This window comes from Leifsonia virtsii (assembly GCF_030433675.1).
Classification (GTDB): Bacteria; Actinomycetota; Actinomycetes; order Actinomycetales; family Microbacteriaceae; genus Leifsonia; species Leifsonia virtsii.
On sequence record NZ_JAROCB010000005.1, the window covers coordinates 179,016 to 192,565 of the forward strand.

A 13,550-nucleotide genomic window follows, 5' to 3' on the forward strand; every position below is an offset into this window, starting at 1 on the left:
GGCGGAGGCGATGAGCGTCATCGTGGTCGCGCCCGACTCCTTCAAGGGCTCCGCCGCCGCGGTCGAGGTCGCCGAGGCGCTCGCCGAGGGCTGGCGCTCCGTGCGTCCGCAGGACCGGGTCGTGCTCGCGCCGATGGCGGACGGCGGTGAGGGCACGCTGGCGGCCTTCGGGGCGGCGGTGCCGGGCGCCGTGCGCCATCCCGTCCGAGTGCTCGGTCCCGCCGGCGCGTCCGTGGTCGCGAACTGGCTGGAGCTGCCCGGCGGCCGGGCGCTGATCGAGCTGGCGGAGACGAGCGGCCTCGGGCTCATGCCGTCCCTCGCGCCGTTCGACGCGCACACCGTAGGCTTCGGCGAGGCCATCGCTGCGGCGCTCGACCACGGGGCGACGGAGCTCCTGCTGGCGATCGGGGGGAGCGCCTCGACGGACGGCGGTGCGGGGGCGCTGGCCGCGCTGGGCGCGCGGCTCCTGGCTGCGGACGGTCGGGAGGTGCCGTATGGCAACCGCGGCTTGTCCGCACTCGACCGGGTGGACGTCTCGGGTCTTCGTCCGCTGCCTCCCGGCGGGGCGAGGATCCTCAGCGATGTCACGGCGCCTCTGCTGGGGCCGGCCGGCGCCGCCGCCGTATTCGGCCTGCAGAAGGGTGCGGGACCACAGGACATCCCGGTGCTCGAAGCCGGGCTGGACCGCCTCGCGACGGCCCTCCGGGAGGTCGGTCTCCCAGTCGATGTGAACGCTTCAGGGGTCGGAGCCGCCGGCGGCACGGGGCTGGCGCTCCTGGCCTGGGGTGCCAGGATGGCGCCGGGGGCTGACGCCGTCGGCGAGGCGATCGGGCTGCCCGGGACGATCGCCCAGGCGGATGCCGTGATCACCGGGGAGGGGCGCTACGACCAGCAGTCCCGGTCCGGCAAGGTGCCGTCCTACGTCGCCCGGCTCGCCGCTGAGCAGCACGTGCCTGTGCTACTCGCCGCCGGCTCGGTCGAGGCGACGACGGAGCATTTCGCGGACGCGGTGGCGCTGTCGGACCTCGCCGGGGACACCTCCGCCGCCATCGCCGATCCGCATCGCTGGGCGGCCGCCGCGGGTGCCGCTCTTGCCGGACGATTCGCGGCGCGGTGGTAGGTTCCGCTCATGGAACCGGCCTCGTTCGAGCAGGCATCGTCGTTGCTGGTGGGCGCTCGCGAATGGCTGGGGGAGCACGTGGCGGGCGGCTGGTCTCTCCGGCACGGCGACCAGGTCGCGTCCGTCACCGGTCTGTCGGCATCCACGATGAACGGGGTGTGGTCCGCGCGGCCCGACACGGACCGGTTGCCCGAGCTGCTGTCGGCCGTCGGGGATGCCGGGCTGCCGTATTGCGCGCAGTTCGTGTCGGGCTCGGCGGAAGGCCGGGATGCGGCGGCCGGCGCCGGCCTGATCCGTGATGAGGACATGCCCCTGATGTACACGGCCGCGCGGCCCGATCCGGTGATGGTTGACGGCCTCCGCATCCGGAGGCTCGGGGCCGCCGAAGTCGTCCTCCATGCCGAGATCGCCGCGGCAGGCTTCGGGGCGCCGCCCGCGCTGTTCTCCCCGATCACGCGGCTCGGTACGGCGGAGGGTTCGGCGCTCAGGTTCTATGTCGCCGAGGTGGAGGGCGAGCCGGTCGCCACCGGCCTCGGGCTGTTCCTGCAGGACCACGTCGGCATCTTCAACGTCGCCACGCCGCCGGAGCGCCGGCGGAAGGGGTACGGGTCGGCCGTCACCGCTCGCATCGTCGAGGACGCGCTCGGCAACGGCGCCGCGGGCGCCTGGTTGCAGTCCAGCCCCGAGGGCCATCCGGTGTACCGGCGACTCGGCTTCGCCGATGTCGGAGCATGGGAGTGCTGGGTCAGCCCGCCGTCGTGAGACCGGCGAACGCGGGCACCGGCTGGGCCGACGCCGCCTTCGCCCGCCGCGACATCTCGTCGATGAGCACTTCCTGCGCTCCTGCGGCGATGGCGGACAGGGCGGCTTCGGCGACCTCCCGCGGGCTGAGCTTCGGTCCGGGGAACGAGGCCATCATGTCCGTGTCGATGAAGCCGGCGTGGATCGCGGTCACCTGCACGCCGCGGGGGCTCAGCTCGGCCCGGAGATTGTTCGTCAGGGACAAGGCGGCGGCCTTGGAGACGGCGTAGGCCAGGTTGCCCGGGCCGGCGAGCCAGGAGCCGGCGGAGAGCATGTTCGCGATGATCCCGCCGCCGTTCTCGATGAGCCTCGGGGCGAACGCGGCGCTCACCGCGAGCGTCCCGACCAGGTTCGTCCGCATCACCGACTCGACGACGTCGACGACGGTGTCGTCGAAGACCGAGGCGCGCTGGTGGATGCCGGCGTTGTTGATCACCATCGTCACGTCGGACAGCTCCTGCGCCAGGTCGGCGATCCGGCGGCGGTCGGTCACGTCCAGCCGGACGGGCGTGACCCCGGGTGCCCGGACCGTCTCGGGATCGCGGGCGGCGCCGTACACCTTCTTGGCGCCGAGCCCGACGAGTGCGTCGGCGAAGGCTGCGCCGAGTCCGCGGTTGGCTCCCGTGACGAGCACGGTCATGTCTTCGTAGCCGTCGATCATCGCGGCCTCCTCCTGTTCGGGTCCGCTGTCCTGAGGACGACGATGGCACCGGCCGCTTTCATGGCGCTTACAGAGCGCTGACATCCGGATGCCGCCGCCGCGTCCCGGGTGGAGAATGCCGTCATGGCTGATTCGATCCTGCTCGTCACCGGCACCTCCTCCGGCATCGGTCTCGCGACGGCGGTGGAGGCCGCGCGCCGCGGCTTCCGCGTCGTCGCGACGATGCGCGACACCGGCAAAGCCGGGCCCCTGCGGGAGGCGGCCGCAGTGGCCGGGGTGGAGGTGGATGTCCAGCCGCTGGATGTAACGGACCAGGAGTCGATCGACGCGTGCCTCGCATACGTCCGATCGACCTACGGCGGCCTCGACGCGCTGGTCAACAACGCGGGCGCAGGCCACCTCGGGACGATCGAGGTCGAGTCGGTGGCGGCGGTGCGGGCCGTGATGGAGGTCAACTTCTTCGGCGTCGTGGCGACGACGAAGGCCGCCCTGCCGCTTCTGCGCGAACGCGGCGGCCGGCTCCTCACCGTCACCAGCGTCGGCGGCGTGGTGGGCCAGCCCTTCAACGAGGCCTACTGCGCCGCGAAGTTCGCGGTCGAGGGTTTCATGGAGTCGCTGACTCCGGTCGCGGCATCGCTCGGTGTGCGCGTGACGGTCGTGGAGCCCGGCGCCGTGCGCACCGAGTTCGTGGCCTCGGTGCAGGCGCAGGAGGCGCTGCCGGTGGCGGGGACGCCGTATGCCCCGCTGCTCGACGCCTACCTCGTCCGCACCGCGGCGGCCTTCGACCCGTCCGCGGCGCAGACGGCGGAGGGCGTCGCGGAGGTCATCGTCGCGACGCTGCTCGACCCGGCGCCTGCGGCGCGCGTCCAGACCTCGGAGGCCGCCCGCCGGTTCGCCGGCGTCAAGCTGAGCGACCTCGACGGCGCGCACGTGCAGCACGTGACGGCCCATTGGGTCGCCGGCGACTGAGGCGCTCAGCGGCTCCTTCGGGCGGGACGTGGTGCGGCGGGGACGGCGACCCGGGTCAGGCGCAGCGCGGCCAGCGGGCACAGCCGCACGGCCTCCTCGGCGTCCTCGAGCTCGTCCTCCCGCAGCGGCGCATCCGTCCGGCGCTCCGGCGCACCGCGCGTCGCGACCGGGTAGCCCCAGTCGTCGCGGGTGAGCGCGCGCTCCAGGATCTCGGTGCAGAGACCGCGGCCGTCGCAGCGGGTCCAGTCGATGTGCAGGGCGTGGGTGCCCGTCGTCGCTCCCATCACGCCCTCCTCGTGCACCGGCCGGTGGCGTGGGCGCGCACGTCGTGGGCGAAGACGTCGAGCGCGCTGCGGATGAGTCGCACCGTGCCGTCCGGGTGGTGGCACGCGCCGCGGCCGACGATCAGGCCCGACACGCGCCGAAGCTCGGCGGCGCTCTCCTCGGCGGCCTGGCCGCGGGCGAGGGAGGTGAACCGCGTCGCCAGCGTGGGCAGCCCGAACATGCACGGCCCGCACTGGCCGGCGGTCTGGCCGGCCAGGTACTCGACGATGTCGGCCGTGGCCCGCAGGCCGCAGCGCCGATCGGAGAGCACGTGGACGATCCCCGCCCCCGGCTGCGCGCCGAACGGCTCGAGGCCGGAAGGCGTCAGCGGCGTGCCGAACGACGACGCCGGCACCCAGGCGCCGTGGTAGCCGCCGATCAGGGCCGCCGCGGCCGAGCCGGGCTCCAGGCCGCCTGCCCGGAGCACGCCGTCGAGGGTCGCGTCGGTGGCGATCTCGAACACGCCCGTCCGCGGGAGGTCGCCGCTGAGGGTGATCAACCGCGTCCCCGGGTCCTCCGGCGAGCCGACCGAGCGGAACCAGGCGCCGCCGAAGCGGGCGATGAGCCCGAGGTGCGCCATGGTCTCGACGTTGTGCACGAGGGTCGGCCGGCCGCGAAGACCGGACTCGGAGAGCCGCACGGTGCGGTCGATCGGCCGCGGGTCGTCGTTCTCGATGGCGTTCACGACCGCGCTGGCCTCACCGGCGATGAAGCTGTCCGCCGCCTCCACGACCTCGATACCGCGGGCGTCGGCGCGCTCGCCGATGGCCCGCTCGACGGAGGCGAGGGAGCCGGACCCCGCGTACAGGAGCACGTTGCGGGCGCCGAGGGTGCGGGCGGCGGTCAGCATCCCGTCGATCACGAGGTGCGGCGCGTTCTGCAGCAGCACCTCGTCCTTCCAGCTGAGCGGCTCGCCCTCGGAGCCGTTCGCGATCAGGAGCGGCGCGCGTCCCCGCCGCCGCCCTGCCGCGGCCGCGCCGGTGGCCGCGAGTTTGCGCCAGGCCGGGAAGCCCGCTCCGCCGCGGCCGGTGAGCCCGGAGGCCTCGAGCTGGTCCAGCAGCGCGCCTGGGTCGCGGAGGGGGAGCGGTCCGAACGTGCGCAGGTGCGCCTCGTGGTCGGCCGCCGCGCCCGCAGCGAGCACGCGTTGCGCGCCGGCCGGCGCCTGGACGGCGGGGGCCGTCGACGGCTCCGAGGTCATGGTCATCGTGTCTCCTCCCGGTAGACGTCGGCGATGCGTCTGGTCTGCGCATGCTCGAGGAACCCGGCCGACGCCCGCCAGATCACCGCAGCGAGCACGAGCAGGGCGGAGCCGGCCGCGAGCAGCAGGAACCAGCCGCTCGTGCCGTTGGTGCCGTTGCCGATCGCGTGCACGACGGCGATGGGCCACATGGCGTAGGTGAACCAGTGCACGAACCGGAACGCGCGCTGCCCGATCCTGCGCCGCAAGAGGCCCGTGATGACGATCGCGGCGACCAGGTCGAAGGCCACGGTGCCCAGCCCCTGCCAGAACGGCTTGAAGGAGCCGAGGAACGGCACGACGACGTCGATCGGGTTCAGCTTCGCGTAGGAGTCGAACATCAGCGTCCCGACGTGCAGCACGAGGAAGACGACCGCCAGCAGCGACACGTTCCTGTGGACGAGCGAGACCGAGAACCGAGGCATCCCGGGCAGTGGTCGTCCGGACCGGGTGACGATCCCGAGCAGCACCGTCACCGTGAACAGGATGAGCGCGATCACGCCGCTCGCCCGCCCGAAGGCCCACAGCATCTCGTTCATCGCGCACCTCCGGACGGCAGCGCATCCGGCGCCGGCCATGCGCCGGTCGCGACGACGCGCCCCTGCAGGTCGACCAGGCGCGCGGCCGCACGCTGCTCGGCGAGCCAGCGGGGTGCGCCGCGCCCGCGGACGATCGCGGCGGTGCTGAGGGCGTTGGCCTCCACGCAGTCGGCCGTGGCGACCGTCGCCGACCGCCAGGCCGGGACGACGGGAGCCCCGGAGGCGGGGTCGAGGATGTGCTGATGGACGCGTCCCTCGTGCCGCCAGCGGCGCTTCTGCGTGCTGGAGGTCGCGATGGCGCTGCCGTCGGGAAGGAACACCTGCTGCGACGGGTCGGCCGGCGCGTCCTGCACGAGCACCTCCCACCCGCCGGCGGATGTCGTGCCGGCCGTCGCGATGTCGCCGCCGAGCGAGACCAGCACACCCGTGTCCAGCCCGCTCGCGATCCGCGCGGCGACGAGGTCGGCGGCGTACGCCTTGGCGGTGGCGCCGAGGTCGAGGCGCAGGGACGCGGGCAGCGTCAGGGTGCGGCCGTCGAGGCGGACGGCGCGCCAGCCGGGGGAGCGCCGCGTCACGGAGACGGTGAACGTGGCGGGCCGGCCCGTGTCGGAGGTGGCGGCAGTCGCGTCGAGCTCCTCGAGGTCGCGGTCGTAGCCCCAGCGGGCGAGCTCACGGCCCAGCGTGGGGTCGACGCTTCCGCCGGTGCGCTCGGCGACACGAAGCGCCGTGGCGACGAGGTCCGCGAGCAGCGGGGACACCTCCACGCCGCGTGCCGCCCGCTCATCCGCCAGACGGGAGAGTTCGGACGCCGGGTCGAAGCGGTCGCACGCCGCGCCGACGGCGGCCAGCACGTCGTCCGCGATCGCCCGGGCGGCGTCGATGACGTCGCCGCGCTCGACGACGACGGAGGCGTCCGTGCTCCACACCCGCCAGTCGGAACGCGCGGACGTGAGCTCAGGAGCCAGAGGATGTGCCACTGCTCTGCCCTCCCTGGCTCGGAGCCACCGGCGCCGGGGCTTGCGGAGCGGCCGGGGCCGGAGCAGCCGGCGCCTGCTGCTCGTCGTCGCCCTCGGTCGACGGATCGGACGGCTGCGACGACTCGGAGGAGCTCCCGGACGACTCACCCGAGGAGGGCGTCGTCGACGCGGGGGTGGTCGAGGATGCCGTGTGGGTGCTGCCGAGCAGCACGCCCGACATGATCGCCGTGACGGCCAGGCTCCCTGCGCCGATCAGCCCGGTCAGCCAGCCGGCGATGCGCTTGCCGCGTTCCCGTGTCGCCATGGTGCGCCTCCGTTTCGAATCACCTGCCTCCAGGGTCGTCGCGGATTCTTGACGGATTCTTACGTGGCGTGGGTGAACGCTGGCAATGCCCTTTGGGAACCCGGTGCTGGGCGGCTCCGGGATGCAGGCGCGGCCGGACCGGAACCCGGTGGAGGATGAGGGGATGACCATCCTCATCGTCACGGCCCACCCGCACACACCGTCCCTGACCTCGGGCATCGTCGAGGCGTTGCGGGAGGCGTCGGGGAGCGCCGAGGTGGAGCACGCGGACCTCGCACGGGAGGGGTTCGATCCCCGGTTCACCCTCGCCGACCGGCACACCTACCTGACGGGCCGGGACGCCCCGGCCGATGTCGTGAGGGAGCAGGAGAGGCTGGACCGGGCGACCGACGTCGTCCTGGTCTTCCCCGTGTTCTGGTGGTCCATGCCCGCGCTGCTGAAGGGCTGGATCGACCGGGTCTTCTCCAACGGATGGGCGTTCGCCATCGGCGCGGAGGGCGGCATCGAACGCAGGCTCGGGCACCTGACGATCCACATCCTCGCGGTCGCGGGCGACGACGCCGGTGTCTACGATCGGCACGAGTACGCGAGCGCGATGCGCACGCAGCTCCAGCACGGCATCGTCGACTACTGCGGGGCCCGGCGCGGCGCGATGACCTTCCTCCACGACTCCGAGAGCGAGGACGCCGCGACCCGCAGCGCCGCCGTCGCCGCATCCGTCGACGCGATCCTCGGGGCGTTGAGCGAGCGGAGGTGACGGGTCACCGGATGACGAGCCGTCGCACCCCGCCACGGACCAGCATCAGCACGACGATGAGCAGGGTGACCTGGAAGAAACCGCCCAGGTGGACCGCGTCGCCGAACACGAGGTCGACGAGCTCGAGCACGAGGAACTTGCTGCCCGGCAGCACGAGGAGGAGCGCCACGACGTTGACCACGCGGATCAACGCCCGGTCGCTGTTCCGGATCCGCGCCACGATCCGCTTCTTCACGGCGAGGACGAGCTCGAGCACGAGCTTCAGCAGCACCGCCGTGAGCAGTGCGACGAGGAAGCTCTCGGAGATGACGGCGGGGAACACCTGGATGAAGAGGCCGAGGACGACGAGGTAGCTGAACACATCCACGACGTCGACCGCGCGCACGCCTGTCCATGCCCGCCCGAGGGGACGCCCGTCCGGCTCCATGCGCTCATGATCCCAGACGTCCGCAATCCGGCGGCTGGTACGGTCCATGGTGTGAGCGACATCGCCATGGATGCGAGTCTCGCCGAACCCACGAGACGATCGTGGTTCTCGACGAGGCTTCCCTGGTGGGGCTGGGCGGTCGCGCTCGTCCTGATCTTCGCGGCGTCGATCCTCGGCGTCGAGTTCGCTCCCTCGCACAGCTCCGTCGCCGTCTGGTGGCCCGCCGCCGGGCTGTCCGTGCTGCTGGTGCTGGTCGTCCGCACGCGGCGGGAACAGGCGTGGGCGCTCGGAGCGATCCTGCTGACCACCGCGGTCGCGAACGTCGTCGCCGGGCGTCCGCCCGCCGTCGCCGCCGCGTTCGGCCTGGCCAATGCGCTGGAGGCGCTCGTCGTCCTCGCCGTGCTGCTCTCGTCGGGAAAGGGCGACCCGACCCTGCGGAACCTGGCCGCGGCAGCCCGATTCGTGCTCGCCGTCGTCTGCGGCGCGATCGTGATCGGAGTGCTCGCCGGCTCGACGGTCTCCGCGCTCTCCGGCGTCCCCTTCCTGCCGACGGCAGCGCTGGTCGCCGCCTCGCACGCCGCCGCCGTGCTGATGATCGCGCCCTTCGGGCTGCTGCCGCCGCCGCTGCCCGTGCGGGCGACGGTGACCGAGATGGTCGTCCAGGCCGCGATCCTGGCCGGAGTGATCGCGCTGGTGTTCCATCCGTCCGTGCACCTGTCGCTCGCGTTCGTCCCGTACCCGGTCCTCGCGTGGGCGTCGTTCCGGTTCCCGATCCGCGTGGTGGTGACGGAGACGCTACTGGCGTCGGTGACGATGCTCGGACTCACGATCGCGGGCGGAGGGCCGTACAACGTGGAGTCCCTGGACGTGGCGCTCCGCGCAGGGACGGCGGAGGCCTTCCTGGTGACGTTCTCCGGTTTCGCCATCGTGCTCGCGACGGCGCAGTACGAGCTGCGGGCCTCGAACCGCCGGCTGGTCGCGACCTCCCGCCTGCTCTCGGGCAGCCTCGTGGAAGCAGCGGTCGGCCTCCTGATCGCCGAGCGCTCGGGGAACGGGACGCTGCGCGTCGTCTGGTCGAACCGGACGGCGGCGGAACTCCTGCCCTCCGACGGCGGCGCGCTCTGGGACGGCCCCATCGCGGACGCGGCGACAGCCGCCCTCGCCGGCGCCGGGACCGCGACCTTGCCGTCGGGGGAGAGGACGCTCACCGTCGCGGCCAACCCGATACCCGACGAGGAGGACCGGTTCGCCGTTCAGCTCGTCGACGTCACCGAGACGCTCCGGCTGCAGGCGGCCACGCTCGCTGCGCAACAGGCGCAGGAGGCGGCCCACTCGACGCGTATCGACCTCGAACGCCAGCGCGGCGACTTCGTCGCGACGACCAGCCACGAGCTTCGGACGCCCATCACGAGCATCATCGGCTTCTGCGAGCTGCTCGCCGACGACGACTCGCTCGGAAGCGAGGAGCGCTCCTGGATCGAGGTCATCGGCCGGAACGCCGCGAGGCTCGGATCACTCGTCGAGGACCTGCTGACCCTGAGCGCTGCGGACGGCAAGGCCGAAGGCGGCGTTCGGCAGGACGTCGATCTGGACCAGCAGATCGGCCAGGCCCTCGGCGACCTGAGCGTCGTCGCCGCCAAGAAGCGGATCGCCCTCAGGACGGAAGGGCGGGCGGGCGTCGCCGTGGCCGATGCCGCCGACGTCGGGCGCATCCTGACGAACCTGCTCTCCAACGCGGTGAAGTTCACCCCGGAGGGCGGCGCGGTGACCGTCTCCGCGTCCGCCTCCGGAACGACGGCGACCATCGTCGTGTCCGACACGGGACCGGGCATGAGCGAGGAGGAGCTGGCGCACGCGTTCGACCGCTTCTACCGCGCCCCCGGCATGGAGCGGGCGGCGGTCCCGGGCACCGGGCTGGGGCTGGCGATCGTCGCCGCCCTCGTCGAGCGCAACCAGGGCTCGGTCGGACTGGCCTGCGGGCCCGGCGGCGGCACGCGGGCTACCATCGAGCTGGTCCGCGCGCCCTGAGGCACCTCAGCGCACCGAGCGGCGCCAGCGCGCGGGCGTGGTGCCGGTGGCCGCCTTCCACGCGCGGATGAAAGCCGTCACATCGGTGTAGCCGACGGCATGGGCGATCTCCGCGACGGTCGCGTCGGTCGTCAGCAGCAGGCGCTCCGCCGCCGCCGTCCGTGCCGCGCGGATGGTCGCCCCGACGGTGCGGCCCTCCGCCTCGAAGGCGGCGAACAACGTCCGCACCGAGACGTGGAACGCGGAGGCCAGCGTCGCCGCCGTGAGGCCCGGGTCGGCGAAGGAGGCGTGGATCCGGTCGATCGCCTTCTCGACCAGCCGGTCCGTCCGGAGGCCGTCAGGCTCTCCCTCTCCGTGCCCGAGCTCGATCAGCATCGAGCGTGCGGCCCGGACCAGCTCGTGCGACAGGGCGTACGGGCCGCCGTACCCGTGCTGCGCTCCCGGTCCCGGCACCCCGCGCAGCATCCCTTCGAGGAGGAGACGCCCCGTCGAGTCGCCGGCGACGGTCCTGCCGTTGAGCGACTCGGGCAGCACTCCCCGTGCCCGGAGGAGCACCGTCGGCACCTGCACGATGGTGGTGCGGAACTCCCGCGGATACACGAACGAGAACGGCCGGCTGGCGTCGTAGACGGCGAGGTCGCCCGCGGCGAACCGCGTCTGCACGTCCCCCTGCTGCAGGATGAGGCTGCCCGAGTGGACCAGCTGGAACTGCGTCGACTCCATCGCCTGCGCGGGCACCTCGCCCAGGTGGGCGGTCACGGTCTGCGGCACGGAGGCGATCTGGGCCAGCCCGACATGCCCGAACGAGTGCCGTCGCATGCGGCGGTACACCGCCTCCTCGGCGTGCGTCGTTGCCGTCATCTGCACCAGGACGCAGGTGGGGTCGGTCGGGAGCCGCATGTCCCTCCAGGGGTCGGGCTTCCAGCATCGCATGCGGACGACCCCGGCGGGGGAGTGCGCGGCGTTGCTACGCTCGACGCATGGCGCGCCGCCGCGAGTTCGATGAGGACGCGCTCCTCGAACGGAGCACGTCCCTCTTCTGGGAGAAGGGATACACCGCCACGTCGATGTCCGACGTGGCGGCGGTCTCCGGTGTCGGGAACGGCAGCATCTACGCGGCCTACGGGTCGAAACCCGAGCTGTTCCTGCTCGTCTTCGAGCGCTATTGCGCCGGCCGTGTCGACATGGTCCGCGGTGCGATGGCCGAGGGCACCGACGCGCAGGATGCCGTCGCCTCGTTCTTCGAGGCAGTGATCGACGACTGCGCCTCCCACCAGCCGAGCTGGGGCTGCCTGATGCTCAACACGCTCGCGGAGGTCGGGCGGGACTGGCCCGAGGTCGTCGAGGTCGCCCAGCGGGCGATCGCCGAGATGGAGCGCCTGGTGGATGCGCGGCTCGCGCTCGAGGGCGTCGCCGGCGACGGGCGGGCGCTGCTGGCGGCCGAGATCGTCCTCGTGTCGCAGGGCCTCATCCAGTTCAGCCGCATCGAGCAGGAGCCGCAGCGGCTGCGCGACATCGCCTCGTCGGCGCTGGAGCACCTGACGCCGGCCCTCCGCGCCGCCTGACGGAATCGGCCGATCGCGCAGATCTGTACCCATTTCGGCCCCGCATACGGCAATCTGGAACGGTGAATCCAGTTAGGGCGAACCGGCACGGAGATCGGGAGGGATGAGCGCCGCGAACGCCGCGCTGGGCGCCTACCTGCGCGCCCGCCGGGACGCCGCCCGACCGGCCGATCTCGGCCTGCCCGCCGAGGCGCGGCGCCGGGTGCCCGGGCTCCGGCGGCAGGAGGTGGCGTCGCTGGCCGGCATCAGCCCGGAATACTACCTGCGGCTCGAGCAGGGCAAGGACCACCAGCCCTCGCCGCAGGTGCTGCTCGCCCTGAGCAGAGCCCTGCGGCTGGACGCCGACGCGACCGAGTACCTGTTCCGCCTCGCCGGCCAGTCGCCGCCCGCGCGCCGCGGCACCGCGGGCGGAGCTGCGCCCGACGCCTCCCACACCGAGACGCTAGACAGCGTCGCCACGATGATGGAGCAGTGGACGTCGTCCCCGGCGTACGTGGTCGACCGCAACCAGGACGTGCTGGCGGTGAACGCGCTCGGGCGCTGCTTCGTCCCGCTGCAGCTGGAGCCGGGAGCGAACCTGATCGAGGCGATCGTCGCGGGCTCGGAGCGGTCCTCCCGCGAGGGCGAGGACGCCGGCGAGCGCGATTTCTGGGACCGCTCGATCCGGTCGGCGGCGGCGAACCTGCGCTTCCACGCCGACCCGCTGGACGCGCGGCTCCAGCTCCTGGTGGCGTCGCTGTCGTCGCGCTCCCGCGTGTTCCGGGAGGCGTGGGCCAGCCACGAGGCGCACCCGCAGCGCCAGGGCGCGGCCCTCGTCGCGGTGGAGCCCTTCGGCTACATCCCCTTCCGCTGGCAGACCCTCGAGGTGCCGGGCGGCGGGCAGTACCTGACGACCTTCTTCGGCGACCCCGGGTCGCCGGCCGCCTCCGCCATCGAGTACCTGATGGCGAAGGACCGCGTCGGCCGGGCGATCCGTGCGGCCGGGAAGGACCGCCCCGGCCCCGACGAACTGGTGCAGCCCGATCCCGGACGGTGATCCTCGCAGGGACACGACACCGCGCGAGGCACTGCCTAGCGTGGCGAGCGAACCCCTGAGAAAGGAACGCCACCATGGCCGCACCCACCATCGTCCTCGTCCACGGAGCCTTCGCCGACGCGGCGAGCTTCGCTCCCGTCACCCGCATCCTGCTCGACCACGGGCACACCGTTCGCGTGCCCGCCGTGCCGAACCGCAGCCTCCTGGGCGACTCGGCCTACATCCGCTCGGTGGTCGAGCAGATCGACGGACCCGTGCTCCTCGCAGGCCACTCCTACGGCGGCGCCGTCATCACCGTCGCCGGCGCGGCGGACAATGTGGTCGGCCTCGTCTACATCTCGGGCTACGCGCTCGACGAGGGCGAGAGCCTCGGGCAGCTCCAGGGCGGGTTCCCCGACTCCGACCTCGCCGCGAACCTGGTCTACACACCGTTCCCGATCGAGGGAGCGGAGCCGGGCACCGACGTCTCGGTGAAGGTGGACGCCTTCCCCGACGTCTTCGCCGCGGGCGTCGACCGCTCCGTCTCCGAAGTGCTCGCGGCCTCCCAGCGGCCGCTCGCCGCGCTCGCCTTCAGCGAGACCGCGCCCGTCGCCGCCTGGAAGACCAAGCCCGGCTGGGGCATCGTCTCCGCGAACGACCACACGATCAACCCGGATGTCGAGCGCTTCGGCTACAAGCGGGCCGGCCTGCGCTCGGTCGTCGAGATCGACGCGCCGCACCTCGTCATGCGCTCCCACCCGGAGCAGGTGGCGAAGGTGATTGCCGACGCCGCCGCCGAGCTGTCCTGACCATCGTCACCCCAGGA

Annotated in this window: 16 protein-coding genes; 8 read left to right on the forward strand and 8 right to left on the reverse strand. The window is 73.0% G+C overall.

What is annotated here, in order from left to right; genetic code table 11:
- The first annotated feature begins 10 nt into the window (after nt 1-10).
- On the forward strand, nt 11-1,120 hold the full coding sequence (locus tag P5G59_RS17770) for a glycerate kinase (protein WP_301220348.1): 1,110 nt from the start codon (nt 11-13) through the stop codon (nt 1,118-1,120).
- 9 nt (nt 1,121-1,129) lie between these two features.
- Entirely contained in the window at nt 1,130-1,882 is a 753-nt protein-coding gene (locus tag P5G59_RS17775) for a GNAT family N-acetyltransferase (RefSeq protein ID WP_301220349.1), read from the forward strand.
- Here the strand turns inward: P5G59_RS17775 and P5G59_RS17780 are convergent.
- Nucleotides 1,866-2,582, reverse strand: a complete 717-nt coding sequence (locus P5G59_RS17780; RefSeq protein WP_301220350.1) for an SDR family oxidoreductase — start codon at nt 2,580-2,582, stop codon at nt 1,866-1,868. The genes P5G59_RS17775 and P5G59_RS17780 overlap by 17 nt on opposite strands.
- A gap of 123 nt (nt 2,583-2,705) precedes the next feature.
- Here P5G59_RS17780 and P5G59_RS17785 point away from each other — a divergent pair, with 123 nt between their 5' ends.
- Nucleotides 2,706-3,551 carry an SDR family oxidoreductase gene (locus P5G59_RS17785; RefSeq protein ID WP_301220351.1) on the forward strand — a complete coding sequence of 282 codons (846 nt, stop codon included), beginning with the start codon at nt 2,706-2,708 and terminating at the stop codon, nt 3,549-3,551.
- A 5-nt stretch (nt 3,552-3,556) separates the two neighbouring features.
- On the opposite strand, the gene P5G59_RS17790 is transcribed toward P5G59_RS17785, so the two are convergent.
- The 5 genes from P5G59_RS17790 to P5G59_RS17810 are packed head-to-tail and all read right to left on the reverse strand — an operon-like array spanning nt 3,557 to nt 6,932.
- A complete protein-coding gene (locus tag P5G59_RS17790; protein WP_301220352.1) occupies nt 3,557-3,835 on the reverse strand; it encodes a ferredoxin in 279 nt (92 codons plus the stop codon).
- Nucleotides 3,835-5,079: an NADH-ubiquinone oxidoreductase-F iron-sulfur binding region domain-containing protein gene (locus P5G59_RS17795; protein WP_301220353.1), complete on the reverse strand. Its 1,245-nt coding sequence runs from the start codon at nt 5,077-5,079 to the stop codon at nt 3,835-3,837. The genes P5G59_RS17790 and P5G59_RS17795 overlap by 1 nt, the downstream gene beginning before the upstream one ends.
- Nucleotides 5,076-5,651 carry a ferric reductase-like transmembrane domain-containing protein gene (locus P5G59_RS17800; RefSeq protein WP_301220354.1) on the reverse strand — a complete coding sequence of 192 codons (576 nt, stop codon included), beginning with the start codon at nt 5,649-5,651 and terminating at the stop codon, nt 5,076-5,078. The genes P5G59_RS17795 and P5G59_RS17800 overlap by 4 nt, the downstream gene beginning before the upstream one ends.
- A complete protein-coding gene (locus P5G59_RS17805) occupies nt 5,648-6,628 on the reverse strand; it encodes an FAD:protein FMN transferase (protein WP_301220355.1) in 981 nt (326 codons plus the stop codon). Before P5G59_RS17805 ends, P5G59_RS17800 begins: the two co-directional genes overlap by 4 nt.
- Nucleotides 6,606-6,932, reverse strand: coding sequence for a hypothetical protein (locus tag P5G59_RS17810; protein WP_301220356.1), 327 nt, complete (start codon nt 6,930-6,932; stop codon nt 6,606-6,608). The genes P5G59_RS17805 and P5G59_RS17810 overlap by 23 nt, the downstream gene beginning before the upstream one ends.
- A gap of 163 nt (nt 6,933-7,095) precedes the next feature.
- On the opposite strand from P5G59_RS17810, the gene P5G59_RS17815 reads away from it, so the two are divergent.
- Nucleotides 7,096-7,689 (forward strand): NAD(P)H-dependent oxidoreductase, encoded by a 594-nt coding sequence (locus P5G59_RS17815; protein ID WP_301220357.1) that lies wholly within the window; start codon nt 7,096-7,098, stop codon nt 7,687-7,689.
- A 4-nt stretch (nt 7,690-7,693) separates the two neighbouring features.
- Here the strand turns inward: P5G59_RS17815 and P5G59_RS17820 are convergent, their stop codons facing one another.
- On the reverse strand, nt 7,694-8,116 hold the full coding sequence (locus tag P5G59_RS17820) for a hypothetical protein (protein WP_301220358.1): 423 nt from the start codon (nt 8,114-8,116) through the stop codon (nt 7,694-7,696).
- Between the two features lie 51 nt (nt 8,117-8,167).
- On the opposite strand from P5G59_RS17820, the gene P5G59_RS17825 reads away from it, so the two are divergent.
- Nucleotides 8,168-10,144, forward strand: a complete 1,977-nt coding sequence (locus tag P5G59_RS17825) for an ATP-binding protein (RefSeq protein ID WP_301220359.1) — start codon at nt 8,168-8,170, stop codon at nt 10,142-10,144.
- Between the two features lie 6 nt (nt 10,145-10,150).
- Here the strand turns inward: P5G59_RS17825 and P5G59_RS17830 are convergent, their stop codons facing one another.
- On the reverse strand, nt 10,151-11,044 hold the full coding sequence (locus tag P5G59_RS17830) for an AraC family transcriptional regulator (protein ID WP_301220360.1): 894 nt from the start codon (nt 11,042-11,044) through the stop codon (nt 10,151-10,153).
- An 80-nt stretch (nt 11,045-11,124) separates the two neighbouring features.
- On the opposite strand from P5G59_RS17830, the gene P5G59_RS17835 reads away from it, so the two are divergent.
- The 3 genes from P5G59_RS17835 to P5G59_RS17845 all read left to right on the forward strand — a co-directional run bounded on the left by P5G59_RS17835 (nt 11,125) and on the right by P5G59_RS17845 (nt 13,533).
- The gene (locus P5G59_RS17835; RefSeq protein WP_301220361.1) at nt 11,125-11,709 is read left to right on the forward strand and encodes a TetR/AcrR family transcriptional regulator; all 585 of its coding nucleotides are present in this window, start codon (nt 11,125-11,127) and stop codon (nt 11,707-11,709) included.
- Nucleotides 11,710-11,812: 103 nt separating this feature from the next.
- Complete coding sequence (locus tag P5G59_RS17840) at nt 11,813-12,745, forward strand: MmyB family transcriptional regulator (protein WP_301220362.1); 933 nt, start codon at nt 11,813-11,815, stop codon at nt 12,743-12,745.
- 74 nt (nt 12,746-12,819) lie between these two features.
- The gene (locus P5G59_RS17845) at nt 12,820-13,533 is read left to right on the forward strand and encodes an alpha/beta fold hydrolase (protein WP_301220363.1); all 714 of its coding nucleotides are present in this window, start codon (nt 12,820-12,822) and stop codon (nt 13,531-13,533) included.
- The last annotated feature ends 17 nt before the right edge of the window (nt 13,534-13,550 follow it).

Bases quoted from the DNA above. Each gene is read 5' to 3' on its own strand.
- P5G59_RS17800 (WP_301220354.1), bottom strand. From the start codon at position 5,651: ATGAACGAGATGCTGTGGGCCTTCGGGCGGGCGAGCGGCGTGATCGCG.
- P5G59_RS17830 (WP_301220360.1), bottom strand. From the start codon at position 11,044: ATGCGGCTCCCGACCGACCCCACCTGCGTCCTGGTGCAGATGACGGCA.
- P5G59_RS17815 (WP_301220357.1), top strand. From the start codon at position 7,096: ATGACCATCCTCATCGTCACGGCCCACCCGCACACACCGTCCCTGACC.
- P5G59_RS17780 (WP_301220350.1), bottom strand. From the start codon at position 2,582: ATGATCGACGGCTACGAAGACATGACCGTGCTCGTCACGGGAGCCAAC.
- P5G59_RS17795 (WP_301220353.1), bottom strand. From the start codon at position 5,079: ATGACCATGACCTCGGAGCCGTCGACGGCCCCCGCCGTCCAGGCGCCG.
- P5G59_RS17770 (WP_301220348.1), top strand. From the start codon at position 11: ATGAGCGTCATCGTGGTCGCGCCCGACTCCTTCAAGGGCTCCGCCGCC.
- P5G59_RS17840 (WP_301220362.1), top strand. From the start codon at position 11,813: ATGAGCGCCGCGAACGCCGCGCTGGGCGCCTACCTGCGCGCCCGCCGG.
- P5G59_RS17820 (WP_301220358.1), bottom strand. From the start codon at position 8,116: ATGGAGCCGGACGGGCGTCCCCTCGGGCGGGCATGGACAGGCGTGCGC.
- P5G59_RS17785 (WP_301220351.1), top strand. From the start codon at position 2,706: ATGGCTGATTCGATCCTGCTCGTCACCGGCACCTCCTCCGGCATCGGT.
- P5G59_RS17775 (WP_301220349.1), top strand. From the start codon at position 1,130: ATGGAACCGGCCTCGTTCGAGCAGGCATCGTCGTTGCTGGTGGGCGCT.
- P5G59_RS17845 (WP_301220363.1), top strand. From the start codon at position 12,820: ATGGCCGCACCCACCATCGTCCTCGTCCACGGAGCCTTCGCCGACGCG.
- P5G59_RS17790 (WP_301220352.1), bottom strand. From the start codon at position 3,835: ATGGGAGCGACGACGGGCACCCACGCCCTGCACATCGACTGGACCCGC.
- P5G59_RS17810 (WP_301220356.1), bottom strand. From the start codon at position 6,932: ATGGCGACACGGGAACGCGGCAAGCGCATCGCCGGCTGGCTGACCGGG.
- P5G59_RS17835 (WP_301220361.1), top strand. From the start codon at position 11,125: ATGGCGCGCCGCCGCGAGTTCGATGAGGACGCGCTCCTCGAACGGAGC.